Annotated in this window: 15 protein-coding genes and 1 riboswitch; of the genes, 2 read left to right on the forward strand and 13 right to left on the reverse strand. The window is 64.2% G+C overall.

The features are described from left to right. Positions 1-10 precede the first annotated feature (10 nt). Genes ASF04_RS08135 through ASF04_RS08150 form a run of 4 tightly spaced genes read right to left on the reverse strand, consistent with a single transcriptional unit; the run spans position 11 to position 6002 of the window. Positions 11-1348, reverse strand: a complete 1338-nt coding sequence (locus tag ASF04_RS08135) for a TldD/PmbA family protein (RefSeq protein ID WP_056139801.1) — start codon at positions 1346-1348, stop codon at positions 11-13. Between the two features lie 3 nt (positions 1349-1351). Then, positions 1352-2989 carry a TldD/PmbA family protein gene (locus tag ASF04_RS08140; RefSeq protein ID WP_056139804.1) on the reverse strand — a complete coding sequence of 546 codons (1638 nt, stop codon included), beginning with the start codon at positions 2987-2989 and terminating at the stop codon, positions 1352-1354. 20 nt (positions 2990-3009) lie between these two features. Then, positions 3010-4347 (reverse strand): TldD/PmbA family protein, encoded by a 1338-nt coding sequence (locus tag ASF04_RS08145; protein WP_056139806.1) that lies wholly within the window; start codon positions 4345-4347, stop codon positions 3010-3012. Between the two features lie 17 nt (positions 4348-4364). Continuing rightward, entirely contained in the window at positions 4365-6002 is a 1638-nt protein-coding gene (locus ASF04_RS08150) for a TldD/PmbA family protein (protein WP_056139811.1), read from the reverse strand. A 294-nt stretch (positions 6003-6296) separates the two neighbouring features. Here ASF04_RS08150 and ASF04_RS08155 point away from each other — a divergent pair, with 294 nt between their 5' ends. Then, positions 6297-7115, forward strand: a complete 819-nt coding sequence (locus ASF04_RS08155) for a class I SAM-dependent methyltransferase (protein WP_056139814.1) — start codon at positions 6297-6299, stop codon at positions 7113-7115. A gap of 34 nt (positions 7116-7149) precedes the next feature. Here ASF04_RS08155 and ASF04_RS08160 read toward each other — a convergent pair whose 3' ends face one another. Genes ASF04_RS08160 through ASF04_RS08190 form a run of 7 tightly spaced genes read right to left on the reverse strand, consistent with a single transcriptional unit; the run spans position 7150 to position 13684 of the window. Then, positions 7150-8229 carry a chemotaxis response regulator protein-glutamate methylesterase gene (locus ASF04_RS08160; RefSeq protein WP_056139816.1) on the reverse strand — a complete coding sequence of 360 codons (1080 nt, stop codon included), beginning with the start codon at positions 8227-8229 and terminating at the stop codon, positions 7150-7152. Next, positions 8226-9044, reverse strand: coding sequence for a protein-glutamate O-methyltransferase CheR (locus ASF04_RS08165; RefSeq protein ID WP_056139819.1), 819 nt, complete (start codon positions 9042-9044; stop codon positions 8226-8228). The genes ASF04_RS08160 and ASF04_RS08165 overlap by 4 nt, the downstream gene beginning before the upstream one ends. Continuing rightward, positions 9041-9574 (reverse strand): chemotaxis protein CheW, encoded by a 534-nt coding sequence (locus ASF04_RS08170; protein ID WP_229204963.1) that lies wholly within the window; start codon positions 9572-9574, stop codon positions 9041-9043. Before ASF04_RS08170 ends, ASF04_RS08165 begins: the two co-directional genes overlap by 4 nt. A gap of 14 nt (positions 9575-9588) precedes the next feature. Next, positions 9589-11826, reverse strand: a complete 2238-nt coding sequence (locus ASF04_RS08175; protein WP_056139825.1) for a chemotaxis protein CheA — start codon at positions 11824-11826, stop codon at positions 9589-9591. 10 nt (positions 11827-11836) lie between these two features. Continuing rightward, positions 11837-12130: a lipid asymmetry maintenance protein MlaB gene (locus tag ASF04_RS08180; RefSeq protein ID WP_056139827.1), complete on the reverse strand. Its 294-nt coding sequence runs from the start codon at positions 12128-12130 to the stop codon at positions 11837-11839. Further along, positions 12127-12495: a response regulator gene (locus tag ASF04_RS08185; protein ID WP_056139830.1), complete on the reverse strand. Its 369-nt coding sequence runs from the start codon at positions 12493-12495 to the stop codon at positions 12127-12129. The genes ASF04_RS08180 and ASF04_RS08185 overlap by 4 nt, the downstream gene beginning before the upstream one ends. Positions 12496-12511: 16 nt before the next feature. Further along, positions 12512-13684 carry a methyl-accepting chemotaxis protein gene (locus tag ASF04_RS08190; RefSeq protein WP_056139833.1) on the reverse strand — a complete coding sequence of 391 codons (1173 nt, stop codon included), beginning with the start codon at positions 13682-13684 and terminating at the stop codon, positions 12512-12514. Between the two features lie 465 nt (positions 13685-14149). Here ASF04_RS08190 and ASF04_RS08195 point away from each other — a divergent pair, with 465 nt between their 5' ends. Beyond that, positions 14150-14698 carry a Crp/Fnr family transcriptional regulator gene (locus tag ASF04_RS08195; protein ID WP_056139836.1) on the forward strand — a complete coding sequence of 183 codons (549 nt, stop codon included), beginning with the start codon at positions 14150-14152 and terminating at the stop codon, positions 14696-14698. A 2-nt stretch (positions 14699-14700) separates the two neighbouring features. Here the strand turns inward: ASF04_RS08195 and ASF04_RS08200 are convergent, their stop codons facing one another. After that, complete coding sequence (locus tag ASF04_RS08200) at positions 14701-16308, reverse strand: serine hydrolase (RefSeq protein WP_056139838.1); 1608 nt, start codon at positions 16306-16308, stop codon at positions 14701-14703. Between the two features lie 4 nt (positions 16309-16312). Continuing rightward, complete coding sequence (locus tag ASF04_RS08205) at positions 16313-18163, reverse strand: M1 family metallopeptidase (RefSeq protein WP_056139869.1); 1851 nt, start codon at positions 18161-18163, stop codon at positions 16313-16315. Between the two features lie 116 nt (positions 18164-18279). Beyond that, positions 18280-18450, forward strand: a riboswitch (yybP-ykoY riboswitch). Positions 18451-18473: the final 23 nt, after the last annotated feature.

The raw sequence follows: 18473 nt of genomic DNA on the forward strand, positions 1-18473 counted from the left end.
TCCGTCTGCCTTACACCGCGTCCGACAGCGACGTGAAGTTAAAGTCGCGCACCTTCATCGGCGGGATCATCATCTGGTAGCGCACTTCGTCGCCGCCGATCACCACCGGCTTGCCCAGTTCCTCGATATTGTTCAGCATCGACACCGGGCTTTCGTTGAAGCGGAAGTTCTTGATCGGGTGCTTGATCTTGCCGTTCTCGATGTAGAAGGTGCCGTCGCGCGTCAGGCCCGTGAGCAGCAGCGACTGCGGATCGACCATGCGGATATACCAGGTGCGCGTGACCAGCACGCCCTTCTTGGTGGACGCGATCAGCTCCTCGGTGGACTTGCCGCCACCGGACATGATCATGTTGCCGTGGCGGCCGATGGCGCGCTTGCCCTGCTTCTCGGCCCAGTAAGGGGTGTAGTCGAGCGAGGCGATCCTGCCGCGCTTGATCACGTCGGTGCGCTCGCGCGCCAGCATCGACGCATTGTCCCAGCCCAGCACCGGCACGTCCGGGTTCCACGGATCGGCCCACAGGTTCACCTGCTCGTCGAACAGCTTTTCGCCAAGGCGGTTGCCGCCGCCTTTTTTCGACAGGAAGCTGCGGCCCTCGTCGGCCTGGCGCGCATCGAACGCGCCGAACATGCGGCCGATGATTTCCGACGTGGCGGCCGGCTCCAGGATCACCGTGTAGCGACCCGGTTCGATGGCCTTGGCATTGACCGAGGTCAGTGCCTTTTCAATGGCGATCTCGGACGCCTCGCGCGCGTTGAACCTGGCGGCATCGTTGGCCGAGCGCGTCACCCAGCCCGAACCCAGGCCGTCCTCGGTGCGCGTAGTGACCGTGAAGCCGAGGTTGGTCAGGGTCTGGTAGCCGAACACGCCGTTGGAGTTGGCCACGGTCTCGAAGCCGGTGGTGTCACTGAAAAAGCCGGCGGCAACCAGCCCCTTTTTGCGCGCCAGCTCGATGCTCGCTGCCGCCACCTCGGCGCGGTACTCTGGATCGATGGCGGCGGTAGCCGCGCTGTAAGTCGACGATGCTTTATAAACCTGTCCTTTCACGGCTGGCAGGAACTCCGGATTTTCCGGCGCCAGGCGCGCCACTTCCTCGGCGCGGCGCACGGCTTTTTCCAGCGACTTGTCATCGAACTCGTTCACCGACGCCGTGCCTTGGCGCTTGCCGAAGGCCACGCTCACGGTGAGCTGGGTATTTTGCACCAGGCCGGCGGTGGACACGCTGTTGCGCGCATAGCGCACGTTGCCGCGCTGGCTGCCCGAAATCTGCACCCGGCATTCGTCGGCTTTCGACAGCGCCATCACCTTGTCGCAAATCTGTTTTGCTTCGTCTTGCGTGAGCATCTTCATCGTTTATCCTATCTTGCGTGCGGTGTTGATCACATTGATGCCGTTGAAGCGCGTGGTGGGCGAACCGTGCGACACGGCGCTCACCTGGCTCGGCTGGCCCTTGCCGTCGAAGAAGGAGCCGCCCATGCGCCAGTCGCGCGCATCGCACAGCGCCGTGCAGGCGTTCCAGAACTCCTGGGTGTTCGATTGGTAGGCCACGTCTTCGAGCTGGTTGCCGATCTTGCCGTTCTTGATCTCGAAATACAGCTGGCCGCCGAACTGGAAGTTGTAGCGCTGCTGGTCGATCGAGAACGAGCCGCGGCCGAGGATGTAAATCCCCTTCTTGACGTCCTTGACCATTTCGTCGGGCGTCAGCTGCTTCTTGCCCGCCGCCAGGGAGACATTGGGCATGCGCTGGAACTGCACGCTGCTCCAGCTGTCCGCGTACGAGCAGCCTTGCGATTCCTTCTCGCCGATGACGTGGGCCTGGTCGCGCGTGGCCTGGTAGTTGACCAGGATGCCGTCCTTGATGATGTCCCAGCGCTTGGCCGGCACGCCTTCGTCGTCGTAACCGACGCAACCGAGCGATGCCGCCGTGGTGCGGTCGGCGATGAAGTTGACGATATCGGAGCCATACTTGAATTTCTTGCTTTGCCACTTGTCGAGCGTGGCGAAGCTGGTGCCGGCGTAATTGGCTTCGTAGCCAAGCACGCGGTCCAGTTCCGTCGCGTGGCCCACCGACTCGTGGATGGTCAGGAACAGGTGTTCGGGCGAGAGCACCAGGTCGTACTTGCCCGGCTCCACCGACTTGGCGGTGAGCTTTTCGCGCGCCTGGCGACCGGCCGCGCGGGCATCTTCGATCAGGTCATACGCGCCGTTGTACAGCGTGGTCACGCCGCCGGCCGCCTTGAGCTTGTGCTCGGGACGGGCATCGAAGAATTCGTAACCCATCGCCACCGGCGACGACAATCCATCGCGGGTGCGGAAGCGGTTGCTGGCCTTGTCCACGGCGGTGGCGGTGAACGGCGACCACAAACGGTGCATGTCCTGGTCGATGTACGAGCCGTCGGTGGACGCAAAATACTTTTGCTGGTTGACCTGAAACAGGTTGGCCTGCATGAAGTTGGCGCCCGCGTCCAGGCCCGCCTTGTTGGCGGCGATCAGCATTTCCGCCTTTTCCTTGATCGGCACCGCGCGCCAATCCTTCTTGAACGGCGTGGCCCACGCCACGTCGCCCACTCCCTTGACGGGTGCCAGCACCACCGGTTCGAGCTGCAGCTTCGCATTGGCGCGGGCAATCGCCACGGCCTGGCGCGCGGCGTCCGCCACCGAGTCGAGCGTCATCACGTTGGTCGAGCAAAAGCCGTAGGCGCCGCCGGCGATCACGCGCACGCCCACGCCGGACGACTCGGTGTTGACGATGTCTTCCACGTTGAGGTCGCGCGTGGTAATGAACTGGTTCAGGTAGCGGCCGATGCGCACATCGCAGTAGCTGGCGCCGGCCTTGGTGGCCGCGTTGAGGGCGGCGTCGGCCAGCGACTTCTTGAACTGCACCGCCATTGGGCTCAGCAACTCGTCGGCGGCGATGGCGTTACCGAAAACGGGGATCAGCAAGCTGCCGCCGGCGGCGGCGCTGACCTTTAAGAATGAACGTCGTTCCACTGATACTCCAAAAGTCTGTTTTAAACCGCGTCCGACAGCGACGTGAAATTGAAATCGCGCACGCGCATGGCCGGCACCAGCAACTGGTACGGCGATTCGTCGCCCGACAGGATTTCCGGCCGGCCCAGTTCATCGATGTTGTTCAACATCGAGACCGGGCTTTCGTTGAAGCGGAAGTTCTTGATCGGGTGCTTGATCTTTCCGTTCTCGATGTAGAACGTGCCGTCGCGCGTCAAACCCGTGAGCAGCACCGACTGCGGATCGACCATGCGGATATACCAGGTGCGCGTGACCAGCACCCCTTTTTTTGTATTCGCAATCAGCTCCTCGGTGGATTTGTTGGTGCCGGCCATGATGATGTTGCCGGGCGCTCCGACCGCGCGCTGGCCCTGCTTCTTGGCCCAGTACATCGAGTAATTGAGATCCTGGACGCGGCCATTCTTGATCAGGTCCTGGCGTTCGCGCGCCAGCATCGAGCCGCCATCCCACGGCAGCACGGCCACGTTGGCATCCCACGGATCGGACCACACGTTGACCTGCTGGTCGAACAGCTTTTCGCCCTTGCGGTTGCCGCCGCCTTTTTTCGACAGGAAGCTGCGGCCCTCATCGGCCTCGCGCGCACCGAAGTCGTTGAACATATAGGCCAGGATGTCGGACGTGGCGGCGGGTTCGAGCACCACCGTGTAGCGGCCCGGTTCCAATGCCTTGGCTTCCACCGAGCGCAAGGCTTTTTCGATGGCGACGTTGGACGCTTCACGCGCGTCGAATTTGGATGCATCGCCCACGCTGCGCTTGGCCCAGCCCGAACCGCGCCCGTCTTCGGTGCGCACCGTAATGGTGAAGTCCAGTCCCGTATCGCGCTGGAAGCCGAAGACGCCGTTGGAGTTGGCGACCGCCGTAAACTTGGCGCTGTCGGCAAAAAAGCCCGCTGCCACCAGCTTGTTCTTGCGGCTGTTCTCGATGCTGTAGGCAGCCACCTGGGCGCGGAATTCCGGGTCGATGTCGGCGGTCTTCTGGAAGAACGTTTCGCTGGCCTTGTATTGCTGTTTCGATGGCGTGGGCATGAATTCCGGGTTGTCCGGGGCCAGGCGCGCCAGTTCCTCGGCGCGGCGCACCGCACGCTCGATCGACTTGTCGTCGAACTCATTGATGGTGGCGATGCCCTGCTTCTTGCCGAAGGCGACCGCGATCGCCAGTTCGGTATTTTCGATCAGGCCCGCCGTGGAAACGGCGTTGCGCGCATAGCGGATGTTGCCATTGCGGCTGCCGGTCAGGTTCACTTCGCACTGGTCGGCGCTGGTCAGCGCCAGCACCTTGTCGCAAATGCGCTTGGCGTCGTCCTGGTTCAGGTTTTTCATTGGTCAGGGTCTCCGGCTTAAGCGATCTTGCGCGCAGTATTAATCACATTAATCCCGTTAAAGCGGGTCGTGCTGGCGCCATGCGACACCACCGACACCTGCGAAGGCTGGCCCTTGCCGTCGAAGAAGGAGCCGCCCATGCGCCAATCGCGCTCGTCGCACATGGCCGTGCAGGCGTTCCAGAATTCCTGGGTGTTCGACTGGTAGGCCACGTCTTCGAGCATCTGGCCGATCTTGCCGTTCCTGATTTCGTAGTACAGCTGGCCGCCGAACTGGAAGTTGTAGCGCTGCTGGTCGATCGAGAACGAACCGTCGCCCACGATATAGATACCCTTCTTGACGTCCTTGACCATCTCGTCCGGCGTCAGCTGCTTTTTACCGGCCTGCAGCGACACATTGGGCATGCGCTGGAACTGCACGCTGCTCCAGTTGTCGGCGTACGAGCAGCCGTGCGATTCCTTCTCGCCGATGATGGCCGCCTGGTCGCGCGTGGCCTGGTAATTGACCAGGATGCCGTCCTTGATGATGTCCCAGCGCTTGCACGGCACGCCCTCGTCGTCGTAGCCCACGTTGGCCAGCGAGCCTGGCGTGGTCTTGTCGGCGACGATGTTGACGATATCGGAACCGTACTTGAATTTCTTGGTTTCCCATTTATCGAGCGTGGCAAAGCTGGTGCCGGCGTAGTTGGCCTCGTAACCGAGCACGCGATCGAGTTCGGTCGGGTGCCCCACCGATTCGTGGATGGTCAGCCACAGGTGCTCGGGCGTGAGCACCAGGTCGTATTTGCCCGGCTCCACCGACTTGGCGGTGAGCTTCTGTTTTGCCTGTTTGCCGGCCGCGCGCGCATCTTCGATCAGGTCATAGGACTTGGTGTACAGCGTGGTCACGCCGCCGGCCGCCTTGACCTTGTGCTCGGGGCGCGCATCCAGGTATTCGTAGCCCATGCCCACCGGCGCCGACAGGCCCTGGCGGGTACGGAACTTGTTGCTCTTCTGGTCCACGGCGGTGGCGTACACCGGCATCCACAGGCGGTGCACGTCCTGGTCGATATACGAGCCGTCGGTGGATGCGAAGTATTTTTGCTGGTTCACCTGAAACAGCATCGACTGCATGAAGCTCGCGCCGCCGTCCATCCCGGCCTTGTTGGCGGTGATCAGCAGCTCGGCCTTTTCCTTGATCGGCACCGTGCGCCAGTCCTTGACGATGGGCGTGGCCCACGCCACTTCGCCCAGGCTTTTCACGGGGGCCAGCACGACAGGTTCGGTTTGCAGCTTGGCGTTGGCGCGGGCAATCGCCACGGCCTGGCGCGCGGCGCCGGCCACGCCGTCGGGCGTCATGTCGTTGGTGGCGGCAAAGCCGTAGGCGCCGCCGGCGATCACGCGCACGCCCACGCCGGCAGATTCGGTGTTGACCACGTTTTCCACGTTGAGGTCGCGGGTGGTGATGAACTGGTTCAGGTAGCGGCCCACGCGCACGTCGCAGTAGCTGGCGCCGGCCTGGGTGGCGGCCGTCATCGCGGTATCGGCCAGCATTTTCTTGAACTGCAGGGCGACCGGATTGAGTAATTCTTCGGCCGCGATGGCGCGGCCAAAAGCGGGCAGCAACATCGTGCCCAGCGCCAGACTACCAATGTTGAGGAATGCACGTCGTTCCATCATCTCTCCAAATGTGAGACAGGAGCACCTCGCAAAACCCTTGTGGGATGGTTCGAGGTTTCCCTGATTCGGGCCAGCCGCCCTGGGCAACAGAAAGGCAATATTAGCGCCTGATCAACGAAAGGGATAGCAATATGTATGCCATCTGCCACAGCGATACACTGCGTTACAAGCGGCGCCACACTTGCGCGATTTTCACGCTGGAGCCGATTCGCTTGACCTGCGTGCGGTCCTCGCCCATGATCGCGCAGGGCGGCCGCACGGCGCCGCCATTGAACCCTCAGGAGACCGAGTATGAAGAAATACCTCGTGGCCGCTCTGGCCTGCACCACGCTGTTCGCCGCCGCTGGCGCCTCGGCGCAGGCGGTGGATGCGAAGCTCAAGGACGCCATCGGCGCCAGCTCGCGCACGCCCGCCAACGTGCAGCGCGACGCCGCCCGCCATCCTTACGAGACCCTGGCCTTCTTCGGCATTCGCCCGAACATGACGGTGGTGGAACTGTCGCCGGGCGCTGGCTGGTACACCGAGATACTGGCGCCGTACCTGCGCGACAACGGCAAGCTGATCGCCGCCGGCAACGACCTGGCGTCGCCCAACGAGCGCGAACGCAAGGGCGCCGAGCGCTTCATGGAGCGCCTGAACGCCAATCCGGCCGTGTACAACAAGGTGGCGCTGGGCGTGTTCTCGCCGCCGCGCAAATACGAATTCGCACCAAATAACAGCGTCGACATGGTGCTCACGTTCCGCAACATCCACAACTGGATTCCGACCGGCCCGGACAACCTCAAGGCGCTGTTTACCAGCGTGTACGACAGCCTGAAACCGGGCGGCGTATTCGGCGTGGTGGAGCACCGCCTGCCGGCCTCCAAAACCCAGGACGCCACTGCCAGCAGCGGCTACATGCACGAGAAGTACGTGATCGGCCTGGCCGAAGCGGCAGGCTTCAAGCTGGCCGCCAAGTCGGAGATCAATGCCAATCCCAAGGACACGGCAGACCACAAGAACGGCGTGTGGGCACTGCCGCCCACCTTCACCAACAAGGATGAAGACCGCGCCAGGTACCAGGCCATCGGCGAGAGCGATCGCATGACGCTCAAATTCGTCAAGCCGTAAGTGTTATGCCGGCCGGGGATGCGCCCCGGCCTCCTCAGCCTAGCTGCTGCAAGATCTCGCGGTAGATTGCCGTCAACGGCACCGACTTTTCCACCGCCCCGCGCTTGACCGCCTCCTTCGGCATGCCGTACACCACGCACGACGCCTCGTCCTGCGCCACGGTGCGCGCGCCCGCCTTGAGCATTTCCAGCAGGCCTGCTGCGCCGTCGTCCCCCATCCCCGTCATGATCACGCCCAGCGCATTGGCGCCGGCCGCGCGCGCGGTCGAGCGGAACAGCACGTCCACCGACGGCCGGTGGCGATTGACCAGCGGTCCATCGACCACCTCGACAAAATACTGTGCCCCATTGCGGCGCAGGAGCATGTGTTTGCCGCCGGGCGCGATCAGCACCTGGCCTTGCAGCACGCGGTCGTTATTGGCCGCTTCCTTGACGCGCACCTCGCATACGCTATCGAGCCGCGCGGCAAAGGCGGCGGTGAATTTTTCAGGCATGTGCTGCACCACCACGATGCCGGGGCAAACACGCGGCAGCGACGTAAGCACTTCTTCCAGCGCCTGGGTGCCGCCGGTGGAGGTGCCGATCGCCACGATCCGCTCGGTGGTCGCGGTCATGGGTCGCGTATCGCCCAGCGACAGCACCGCATCCGCATTGAGCTTGGCGGTCACCGGTGGCAATGGCGGCAGCGGCGCATGGTACGCGGACTTGACCACGTGGGCGCCGGCGGCCGTGCGCACGGCCGATACCAGTTCGTCCGAGCTGTCGTACAAAAACTGCTTGAGGTCCAGGCGCGGCTTGGTGATGACGGCCACGGCGCCAGCGGTCAAGGCTTCGACCGATGTCTGCGCGCCCTTCTCGGTGAGCGTGGAGCAGATCACCACGGGCGTGGGTCGCTCGGCCATGATCTTGCGCAGGAACGAGATGCCGTCCATCTTCGGCATTTCGACATCGAGCACGATGACGTCGGGCCACTGCATCTTCATGCGCTCGATCGCCAGCAGCGGGTTGGCTACGGCATAGGTGACGGTGATGCCCGGCGCGGCGTTGAGCAGGCCGCTGAGCACCTGCCGCACCACGGCCGAATCGTCGACGATCATGACCTTGATGTCACTCATTGCTTGTCCTTGCGGTACACCGATGGCGCCACCATCGACAGCGTGTCGTTGATGTCGTTCAGGGTTTCCGAGTGCCCGATCAGGAAATGGCCTCCGGGCCGCAACAGCGCCAGCAGGCGCGCCACCACCTGGCGCTTGGTATCGAGATTAAAATAGATCATTACATTCCGCAGGAAGATCACGTCGAACTGGCCCAATGCGGGCAGCGCCTGGTTCAGGTTTACCTGCTGGAATTGTACCCGCTGGCGCAGCGGGCGCTCGATCAGCATGGTGCCCTCCTCGCTGCCCTGGCCCCGCAGGCAAAAACGCTTCAGATAGCCGATCGGCATCTGGCTGGCGCGTTCGAGCGGATAGTGGCCGTTGCGCGCCCGTTGCAGCACGCGGGCGCTGATGTCGGTGCCCAGCACTTCCCAGGCGACGTCGCCCAGCACGTCGGCCAGCACCATGGCGATGCTGTACGCTTCCTCGCCGCTGGAGCTGGCCGCGCTCCACACACGCAGCCCGCGGCCCCGTTCGCGATCGCGCGCGTCTTCCGCCAGTTGACGCAGCAGCTGGAAGTGCTTAGGTTCGCGGAAAAAATAGGTCTCGTTGGTGGTGAGCAGGTCGATCGCCACTTGCAGCTCGGCCGGGTCACTGCGGCTTTGCAGCAGCCGCAAATAGTCGCCGTAACTGGCCAGCCGGTGGTGCGCCAGGCGCTTGGCCAGGCGCCCGCTCACCAGCGCCTGTTTGCCGTCCGACATGCTGATACCGGCGGCGTCGTAAATAAAGCGCTGGAACTGGGAGAATTCGCGGTCGGTCAGGGCTGCTGCTGTCATGGGCCGGCACGCGAACTGGCCGTGGCCAGCGGCACGGCATGGCGCGAGAGCTCCACCACCTCGCCGGTGGACAGCACGCGCTCGAGCGCCAGCAGGATCACGAAGCGCCCCTGGCACTTGGCAATGCCGGCGATGAAGTCGGCGCGGATACGGGCCCCGAACGGCGGCGCCGCCTCGATGTCGGCCGGTTCGATTTCCACCACCGCGTTCACCGCATCGACCATCATGCCCAGCACCTGCTTGCCTTCGCCATCGTCGATCTCGGCGATGATGATCGACGTGCGCTTGCCGATGGCCGCCACGCCGCGCCCGAAGCGCGCCGACAGGTCGATCACCGGCACCACCGCGCCGCGCAGGTTGATCACGCCGCGCACGCAGTCAGGCATCATCGGCACGGTGGCGGTGCCCGCGTATTCGATGATTTCCTTGACATGCAGGATGCCGACCGCGAACCGCTCCTCGCCCAGCAGGAAGGTCAGGTACTGGGTGGGCAGCGGCTCGGCGCCGTGCTTGGTGATGGCAAGATTCATGGCGGTGTTCTCCATCAGACGGCCAGGGCAGCCAATGCCGGGGCGGCGGCGCCACGGCCATCCACGGCCTGCAGCAGCGCACCGACGTCGAGTATCAGCGCCACGTCGCCGCTGCCGAGGATGGTGGAGCCGCTGATGCAGCGCACTTCGCTGAAGATGGGACTGAGCGGCTTGATCACGGTCTGGAATTCGCCGAGCAGCGTATCGACCACCAGCCCCGCGCGCACCTTGCCGAAGCGGAGCACCACGATGCTCTCGCGCCGCGTGGGCGCGCCGGCGATATGGAACAGCGCGCGCAGGCGGATGAATGGCAGCACCTGGCCGCGCAGGTTGCTGTAATCCTGCCCCGGTTCGGCGGCAAACTCGATACACTCCTCGATGGTGTCGAGCGGGATCACGAACACGGACGATCCCACCTGCACCAGGAAGCCGTCGATGATGGCCAGCGTGAGCGGCAGGCGCACGGTCACGGTGGCGCCCTGACCTTCGACGCTGCGGACATCGACGCTGCCGCGCAGCGCGGTGATGTTGCGCTTGACGACATCCATGCCCACCCCGCGCCCGGACAGGTTGGTAATCGTCTCGGCGGTGGAAAAGCCGGCTTCGAAAATCAGGTTGTAGATTTCGGCATCGGTGAGCTTGCGCTCCGGGTCCACCAGGCCGCGCTCGATGGCCTTGGCCAGGATTTTCTCCTTGCGCAGGCCGCCGCCGTCGTCGCTCACTTCGATCACGATGCTGCCCGATTCGTGGAAGGCGTTCAGCGTGATCATGCCGCGCGCCGGTTTGCCGGCAGCCACGCGCACGGCGGCCGGCTCGATGCCGTGGTCCATGGCGTTGCGCACCAGGTGCATCAGCGGGTCGCCGATTTTTTCCACCACCGTTTTATCGAGCTCCGCGTCCTCGCCATCGACCGCCAGGCCGATGTCCTTGCCCAGCTCGCGCGCCACGTCGTGCACCACGCGCTGGAAGCGGTTGAAGGTGGCGCCGATTTTCACCATGCGCAGTTCCAGCGCGGCGTCGCGCACCTGCTCCACCAGGTTCGACACCGTGGATGTCGCTTCCAGCAGCTCGGCGTTGTGCAGGCGCTGGCCGATCACGCTGGTGCGCGCGCCGGCGATGATCAATTCGCCCACCAGGTCGATCAGCCGATCGAGCTTGTCGGAATCGACCCGGATCGAGCGGTTTTCCTGCGCCTTTTGTTCGACCACCTGCTTTTGCCGCGTGAGTGCCGCCTCCACCACCGCCGGCGCCACCTGGCCGGCAGCGACCAGGATGCTGCCCAGGCGCTGCGGGGCCTCCTGCGCCGGCTGCGCGCCCGCGTCCCCCTGCACCTCCGGGTGTAGCGATTGCTGCGACTGCTGCGCCAGCGCCGCTGCCAGCTCCGCTGCTGTCACGCTGCCGCACTGCACCAGCATTTCGCCCAGCCGGGCCGGGTTTTCCGGCAGCGCGCGGATCAGTTCCACGTACTCGGACACCTTGCCGCGCGGCGCGACGAGGCGGATCTCGCAGTCGTCCTGCACGAATTCGAACACGCCCAGGATCGCCGCGCGGTCAGCCGTGCTCTCGAAGGCGATCTCGAAGCCGAGATAACAGAGTTCCGCGTCCATCTCGTCGGCCGCCGGCAGCGCATCGGCCACGGTGGCCATGCCGGCAATGCGGCCCAACCGGGCCAGGTAGCGCAGGAACGCGATCGGGTCCATGCCGTTTTGCAGCACGCCGGCACCGAACCGCAGCGAGATATGCCAGTAGTCGCTGTCGCCATCACCGGCCGCCTGGCCCATGCGCTCCACGTCCGGCTCCGGCTGCACTGTCAGTGACTGCTCCGCCAGCGATTGCGCCGGTTCGTCACCTGCGCCCATGCGCCGCCGCAGCTGCTGCAGCAGGCGTTCGCCCTCGGGTGCGGTGTCCGGGTCGGCCTCGTATTGGCCAGCCGCCAGACCGTCGGTCATGCTCGACAGATGGTCGCAGCAGGCCAGCAGCAGCGCCACCATGTCGTCGTCGATCACCGCGCGGCCATCGCGCACGGCGTCGAGCAGGCTTTCCACCACGTGGGTGAACGCCACCATGTGATCAAGGCTGAACAGGCCGGCCGACCCCTTGATGGTGTGAGCGGCGCGGAAGATGGCGTTGATCGCCTCGCCCTGGTCATCCAAATCCTGGGACAGGTCGATATTGAGCAGCGCGTGTTCCATGTCGGCCAGCAGCTCGCGGCTTTCGGTGATGAAGGTTTGCAGCGCCTGGTCCAGGTTCATCGCCTGCTCCTCAACTGTGAATCAGCACGGCGTCGCCGAAGAACGCGCCCAGGTTCAGCATCTCCACCACGTCCACCACGGCCGGGCTGTGGTTGCGCAGCCGCAGTTCGCGCTGCTCGATGGTCGCGGTGCGCTTGGCCAGCATCAGCACCTGCAAGCCTGCCGTATCGAGTTCGGTCACGCCGGCCAGGTCGATTTCCAGCACCGGCGCTGCGCGCAGCGCATGAAGGACTTCAAGCTTTAGATCGGCGGCGCGGTAGATGTTGATCTCGCCGCCCCAGGCCAGGTGGCCGATATCGCTCACGGCAGCACCAGCTTGGCGACGGCGCCCAGCAGCACCTCGGGCTTGAACGGCTTGACCACCCACGCCTTGGCGCCGGCAGCCTTGCCCTCCTCCTTTTTACTTTCCTGCGATTCGGTGGTCAGCATGATCACCGGCGTAAACCGGTAGCTGGCCAGCTTCTTGAACTCTTTGACAAACGTGATGCCGTCCATGTTGGGCATGTTCACGTCGCACACGACCAGGTGGATCTTCTGGCCCGTGCACCTGTTGAGCGCGTCGGCGCCGTCGCGGCCTTCGATCACGTCGTAGCCCGCGCCCTTGAGCGCGATGCCCACCACCTGGCGCAGCGAGGCCGAATCGTCAACCACCAGTATCGTCTTTGCCATGCTGTTTTACCCCGTTCTAGAAAAAAGTGATCTCGTCGGCATCCGCCGCCTTGGGCGCCACGTGGCGCGAGCCGCTGTGCACCGCGTGTTCCTCGGCCATGGCGTAGGTGCTTTTCAACGCGTCGAGCAGCGGCGCCGGGTCGGGCGCCAGCAGTTCGCCGGTGGCCTCGAAATGGCGGCGGTTTTCTTCCAGCACCGTCGGCATCAGCGCGAGGTTTTCGCGCACGTGCGACATCACCTGGCTCACGCGGTCCTGGAATTGCAGCTGCACCAGCGCCTCGCCCACTTCGCCCTGGATGGCGATGCTTTCCTGCTTGAGCAGGTCGGACGATTGCACCAGCGCGTCGGTCATGGTGCGGAAGTCGGCCAGCACCGAGTCGATCATGCCTTCGGCCGACTGCATGCTCTGGTCTTCGGCGTCGCTGGACGCCTCGGCGGCCTGGCTGGCGGCCAGGATGGCGCTGCTGATCTGGCCCACGCGCTGCGCGATATTGCGGCCCGTCTCGGCCGAGCGGCTCGACAGGTGGCGCACCTCCTGCGCCACCACCGCGAAGCCGGCGCCGGCGGGACCGGCGCGCGCGGCCTCGATGGCGGCGTTCAGCGCCAGCAGGTTGGTCTGGGCGGCGATGCTGGCCACGCCTTCGGCCATGTCGCGCAGCTCGCGGGTAAAGCGTTCCAGGTCGCGGATCTGTCCCAGCATGGCCTGCTTGGACTGCATGGCCGACTTCATCGACGCCACCACGGACGCCAGTTGCGAGGCGCTGTGCGAGAACACGGCCGTCATCGATTGCCCGCCCTGGTTCCCTTCGAGGCTGGAGACATGCAGCGCGTGGTCGAGCTTATCGACAATGCTCGAAAAGCGGGTGGCCAGGTCGGCCACCGCGTCTTCCATTTGCGTGCGCGAGTTTTCCATGTGGCGGCTCCACACCGGCAGCACCGCCGCGCCGAACGCGTCGCGCCCGTGCAGGTAGCGCCCTATCATGCTGTCGCCGCCGGGCGCCTGGCCGCCCGCCGCCGGTCCGAACGCGCACCATGCGGCGCCGGCCACCAGCAGCGCAGCCCACAACACGGTGTACCAGCCCCATGCGGTCCAGCCAGCCACGATGGTGCCCGCACCACCCGCCGCTGCCAGCGCAAACGGCGCAAACAGTTGTTTGAAGCTTGCTTCGACTCCGAAAATCGTCTTCACGCGATGGCACCCCGCTCCGGCAGCCAGCGCCTCAAAAGGGGGGCGCCGAGGTCCCACTCTAGCGCAATGCCTGGTAAATGTTGCTTAAAATTTTGAAACGGACGGGGCGCTGCAGGCAGCTGTTGCAGACTCACAACCTTGAAACGGCGCCTTTAGTGACTAGCAAAACAGGATGTTTGGTGCGGCGCCGGGGCAGCGTGCCTGCCCCGATTTCACCTGGTTTCAGGCGATACTCTTGGTCATTGCCCACGCTGGGGAATTAATGCTAAATCGCAACGATATTTGCACTTTTGACTCAAAAAAGGTTTACACTGCTGGCTGCCTTTTTGCTACCCACCCAGCGAAAGACCCATCACACCAATGCCGGCTACCCCGGCCGCGCCATAGAATATGAACCAGGCATTCCTAGATCACCGGGCAAAATACCGGCAAGTGCTCGCCGAGCGTTTTCGGGTATCCCCTGAAATGTACGACGAAATTTCGCGCCTGATGGCGCCACTGGCCACGCATGTCAGCGTGCGCAAGGGCGAACAATTGCAGCGCAGCGGCGAAGTGGTGCAGTACATCCACTGGCTGCACAGCGGCGTGGCGCGCGCCGGCTTCTTGCCCGACAACGGCAACGAGGTGACGCTGTATTTCCGCACCGACGGCCACCTGGCCGTGGCGCACGACGACGTGCTGCGCGCCATGGGCAACGCCCCGGCACATAATTTCGTGGTGGCGGAAACCGCGGTGCAGGCATACCGCTTCGACTGGCGCGCGCTGTGGGCGCTGGCCGAGCAGCACCCGGTACTGCGCGATTACTACCTCAAGGTGTCGGAATGCGGCATCATGGACCAGAGCCGCCGCCTGTACCTGAGCGTGTGCCCGGCCCAGGGCCGGCTCGAAGCGTTTCGCCGCGACTACCCGGGCCTCGAGCAGCGCATTTCGCAGAAGGTGGTGGCGTCGTTCCTCGGGATCACGCCGCAGTACATGTCGCAGCTGCTGCGACAGGATGCGGCGCTGGCCCGCTAGGGTTACTTCTTCGCCTTCGGCTTGAACTCCAGGTCCTGGAAGTCGTAGCTGAAATCGGTCTCGGTCGATATCGGCGCCATCTTCATGCGGTCGATGCTGGCATCCGGGTTGAGCGAGAACGTCACATAGGCGTCGGCATTGAAGTTGCGCTCTTTCCAGCGCACGATGAAGGTGTCGTGCTGGAAGTGCTCGAGTTCCCCCGTCAGATCCGGCGTGCGCGTAAACCGCATGATGCGTTTGCCGTTTTCTTCGCCGATGGTCGCCACGCCGTACCAGGCATCCTCGTACTCGCCGTCATACGCCGCCAGCGGCAGCGATGGCTGCGACTGCGCCGCGCGCGCCGTGGTGGCCTTGGCCTGGCGCTCAAGCTCTTCCTGGCGCGTTGCCGCCTGCTGGTCCGCGTACAGCTTGATCCAGTCGCTGGCCGGCACCTTCAGGTACTGGTCCAGGATGCGCCAGTACAGCGCCGCCATGGCCGGGCTGTTTTCGGCGTTGGTCAAAATGGCGATGCCCAGCTTTTCTTCCGGCACCATCAGCACCGTCGAGTAAAAGCCCTGCAGCGCACCGCCGTGCATGGCGATCTTGCGGCCCTTGTAATCGCGCAGCGAGAAGCCCAGGCCATAGGCGGCGAAATTGGGCTTGGTGGCAGCGAGCGCCGGTTTCGGTTCGCGGATGCGCATCGGCGTTTGCTGGCTCCACAACTCCTCGACCTGCCTGGCGCTGATCAGCTGCTTGCCGTCCGCGCCTTTGCCCTGGTTCATGAGCGTGATCATCCAGCGCGCCAGGTCCTCGGCATTGGTGTCGATGCCCACCGCGCCGTCGGCGTTCGGCACCGGCATCGGCTTGACCACGGCCGCCTTGCCATCGATCAGGCTGTGCGGCGCCGAGTGGTTGTCGGTCGCCAGCATCTCGGCCACGCTGGTCTTGGTGCCGTTCATGCCCAATGGCGCCAGGATGCGGTCGTGGATAGCCTGGCCCCAGGTCTTGCCGTCTTTTTCGGCGATGATCTTGCCGGCCACGATGTAGAGCAGGTTGTCGTACGCGTAGCTGTTGCGGAAGCTGGTCGCCGGCTTGACGTGCCGGAGCCTGGCGATGATCTCGTCGGTGGAGAACGCGGTGCTCGGCCACCACAGCAAGTCGCCGGCGCCGAGCCCCAGGCCGCTGCGGTGGGTGAGCAGGTCGCGGATGGTCATCACGCCGGTCACGTACGAGTCGTACATCTGGAAGCCCGGCAGGTGCATGGTCACCGGGTCGTCCCATTTGAGTTTTCCTTCATCGACCAGCATGGCCAGCGCGGCGGCGGTGAAGCCCTTGGAGTTCGACGCCACCTCGAACAGCGTCTTGCCGTCCACCGGCGCGGGTTCGCCCAGCTTGCGCACACCGTAACCCCTGGTGGCCACGACTTTGCCGTCCTTGACGATGGCAATCGCGATGCCCGGCACATCGAACGTCTTCAATGCCAGGTTGACGTCGGCGTCGAGGTTGTAGGCGGGGACCGGCGCGGCCTTGGTCGCGGCAGTTGCCGGCGCCGCCAGCACGGGAACGGCGGCGCCGAGCGCCACCAGCGCGAGCGCCATCGCGCTGGCATTGAACAAACGAACAATCTTCATCGGCTTATTTCTTGAACTGTTTATCGACCGATGCCTGCGTCACCGGGTGGTAATGGTCGCGCGCCTTCGCGTACACGCTGCGCGCCCACTCGGCTTGCGCCGGTTGCTTCAGCAGCGCCGTGTACAGCGGCACCACGAACTTCTGGCGGCCCACGCTCATCAGGAATTTGGTGAGCGGTTCGCGCACGTCGTAGCCAGCCTTGACGGAAGCCAGGTAGAAGCGGAACGCGATTTCGTTGTTGCCGCTTTTCGCCAGGCCGAAGTTCTGGTCGAGGTCACGCAATTGCGCCGCCGTGGCCTTGCCGTCGATGTCGTTCAGGAAGTGCATCCATTCAAGCGCGATCCAGCCCTTGCCATTCAAGTCGGCCGTGGGTAGTTCGCCGCGCAGCCAGCTGTTGCGCTGTTCGTCCAGCGCCGCCAGGCGTGGCGAGGCCGCACGCACGGCGTTGGCCGGAATGCCGGCGCCGTACAGCCACTCGTCGAGCTCCACCTGCGCCATGTATTCGGGATGGGCGTCGAGCAGGTTCTTTTTCAGGTAGTCGACGAATTCGTCGGTGGTGGCCGACTTGAATGCGTGCGAATCGAACCAGCCGCGCAGGAACACATCGAACGTTTCGCGGCCGGCGCGCTGCTCGAGCGTGCGCAGGAACCAGGCGCCCTTCGGATAAATCAGGCTGCCGTCCGAGTACGCCGACGGATCGACGTCCGGGCCGCGCGTGGCCAGCGCCTGCTTGGCGGCGGGGATGGTGGCCAGCGACGCCAGCGCCTCTTCCTGCTCCACTTGCAGGTTCATCTCGGCGATCTCGGCGCCGTAGATTTTTTCCACGATGCGGGTGGTGACGTAGGTGGTAAAGCCCTCATTGAGCCACATGTACTTCCACGAGGCGTTGGTCACCAGGTTGCCGGACCACGAGTGCGCCAGTTCATGCGCGATCAGATCGACCAGGCTCTTGTCGCCGGCGATCATGGTCGGCGTGAGGAAGGTCAGGCGCGGGTTTTCCATGCCGCCGTACGGGAACGACGGCGGCAGCACGATCATGTCGTAACGCTCCCACCGGTACGGGCCATACAGGCTCTCGGCCGCTTCGATCATTTTCTCGGTGTCGGCCAGCTCGCTGGCAGCCGCTTCGATGCGCGCCGGTTCGGCATACACGGCCGAACGCGGGCCCAGCGTGCGCACGTCGATCTCGCCGATGGCAATGGCCAGCAGGTACGATGGAATCGGCTGCGTCATCTTGAACTTCCAGCCGCCCTTGCCGGTGGCGGCAGGGTCGTTGTCGGCGCTCATCAGCACGCGCAGGCCGGTCGGCGCGTCGATGCGCGCGCTGTAGGTAAAGCGCACGGCAGGCGTATCCTGCACCGGCGCCCACGAGCGGGCGTTGATGTCCTGCGACTGGCTGAACATGAACGGACGCTTGCCCGACATGGTCTGCGCGGGCGCCATCCATTGCAGCGCGGCGGCCGACGGCGCGGTGCGGTAGTACACGCGCACCTTCTGCGGCTGGAACGGCAGCGCGATGCGCAAGGCGCGTCCCTTTTGCAGGTCGAACTTGTCGAGCATGTACGACGTGGAGGTCCAGCGGCCGTTCGGGTTCAATATCTGCACGCGCGAGATATTGAGTTCCTTGGTGTCGAGTACCAGCGTGCGCGAGGTCTTGTCGATCCAGTTCAGCGTCAGTTCGGCATAGCCGGACAGGGTCTTGCGGCCGAAATCGGCCTTCAGGTCCAGATACAGGTCGCTGGTGCGCACCTGGTCGTAGCGGGCGTAGCTCAGCGGGTCGGCGTGGGCAACGGTCACGCCCAGCGACATCAGTGCGGATAGCACGACCGCAGACAAGGTTTTCTTGATTTGCATGGTGATCTTTTCAATGTTGGTCTCAAGCGCGGAGCAGAATAGCATAGCCATGTATCCGTAATGTGTACAGCGATGCTGCCAGGCTTGCAAGGTGCTAACTGGGCTGTGCTATCATGTCGGCCGTAAGTGGGGAGTAGTCGGCCCGCGCCTCCTGGCGCAGGAATTTGCATCAACATGATCGGTCCGCAGACCGTGGTGCAAATGGTTGAAAAACTTGACGAGACCATGATCGAAGCGCGGCCATAGTGGGCCGGGGACGCGCTTTGGATCATAGGTTCTTATCAGCCGGCCCGCGCATCTTACTCAACAC

The sequence above is a fragment of the Duganella sp. Leaf61 genome (assembly GCF_001421905.1).
In the GTDB taxonomy this organism is placed as follows: Bacteria; Pseudomonadota; Gammaproteobacteria; order Burkholderiales; family Burkholderiaceae_D; genus Rugamonas; species Rugamonas zoogloeoides.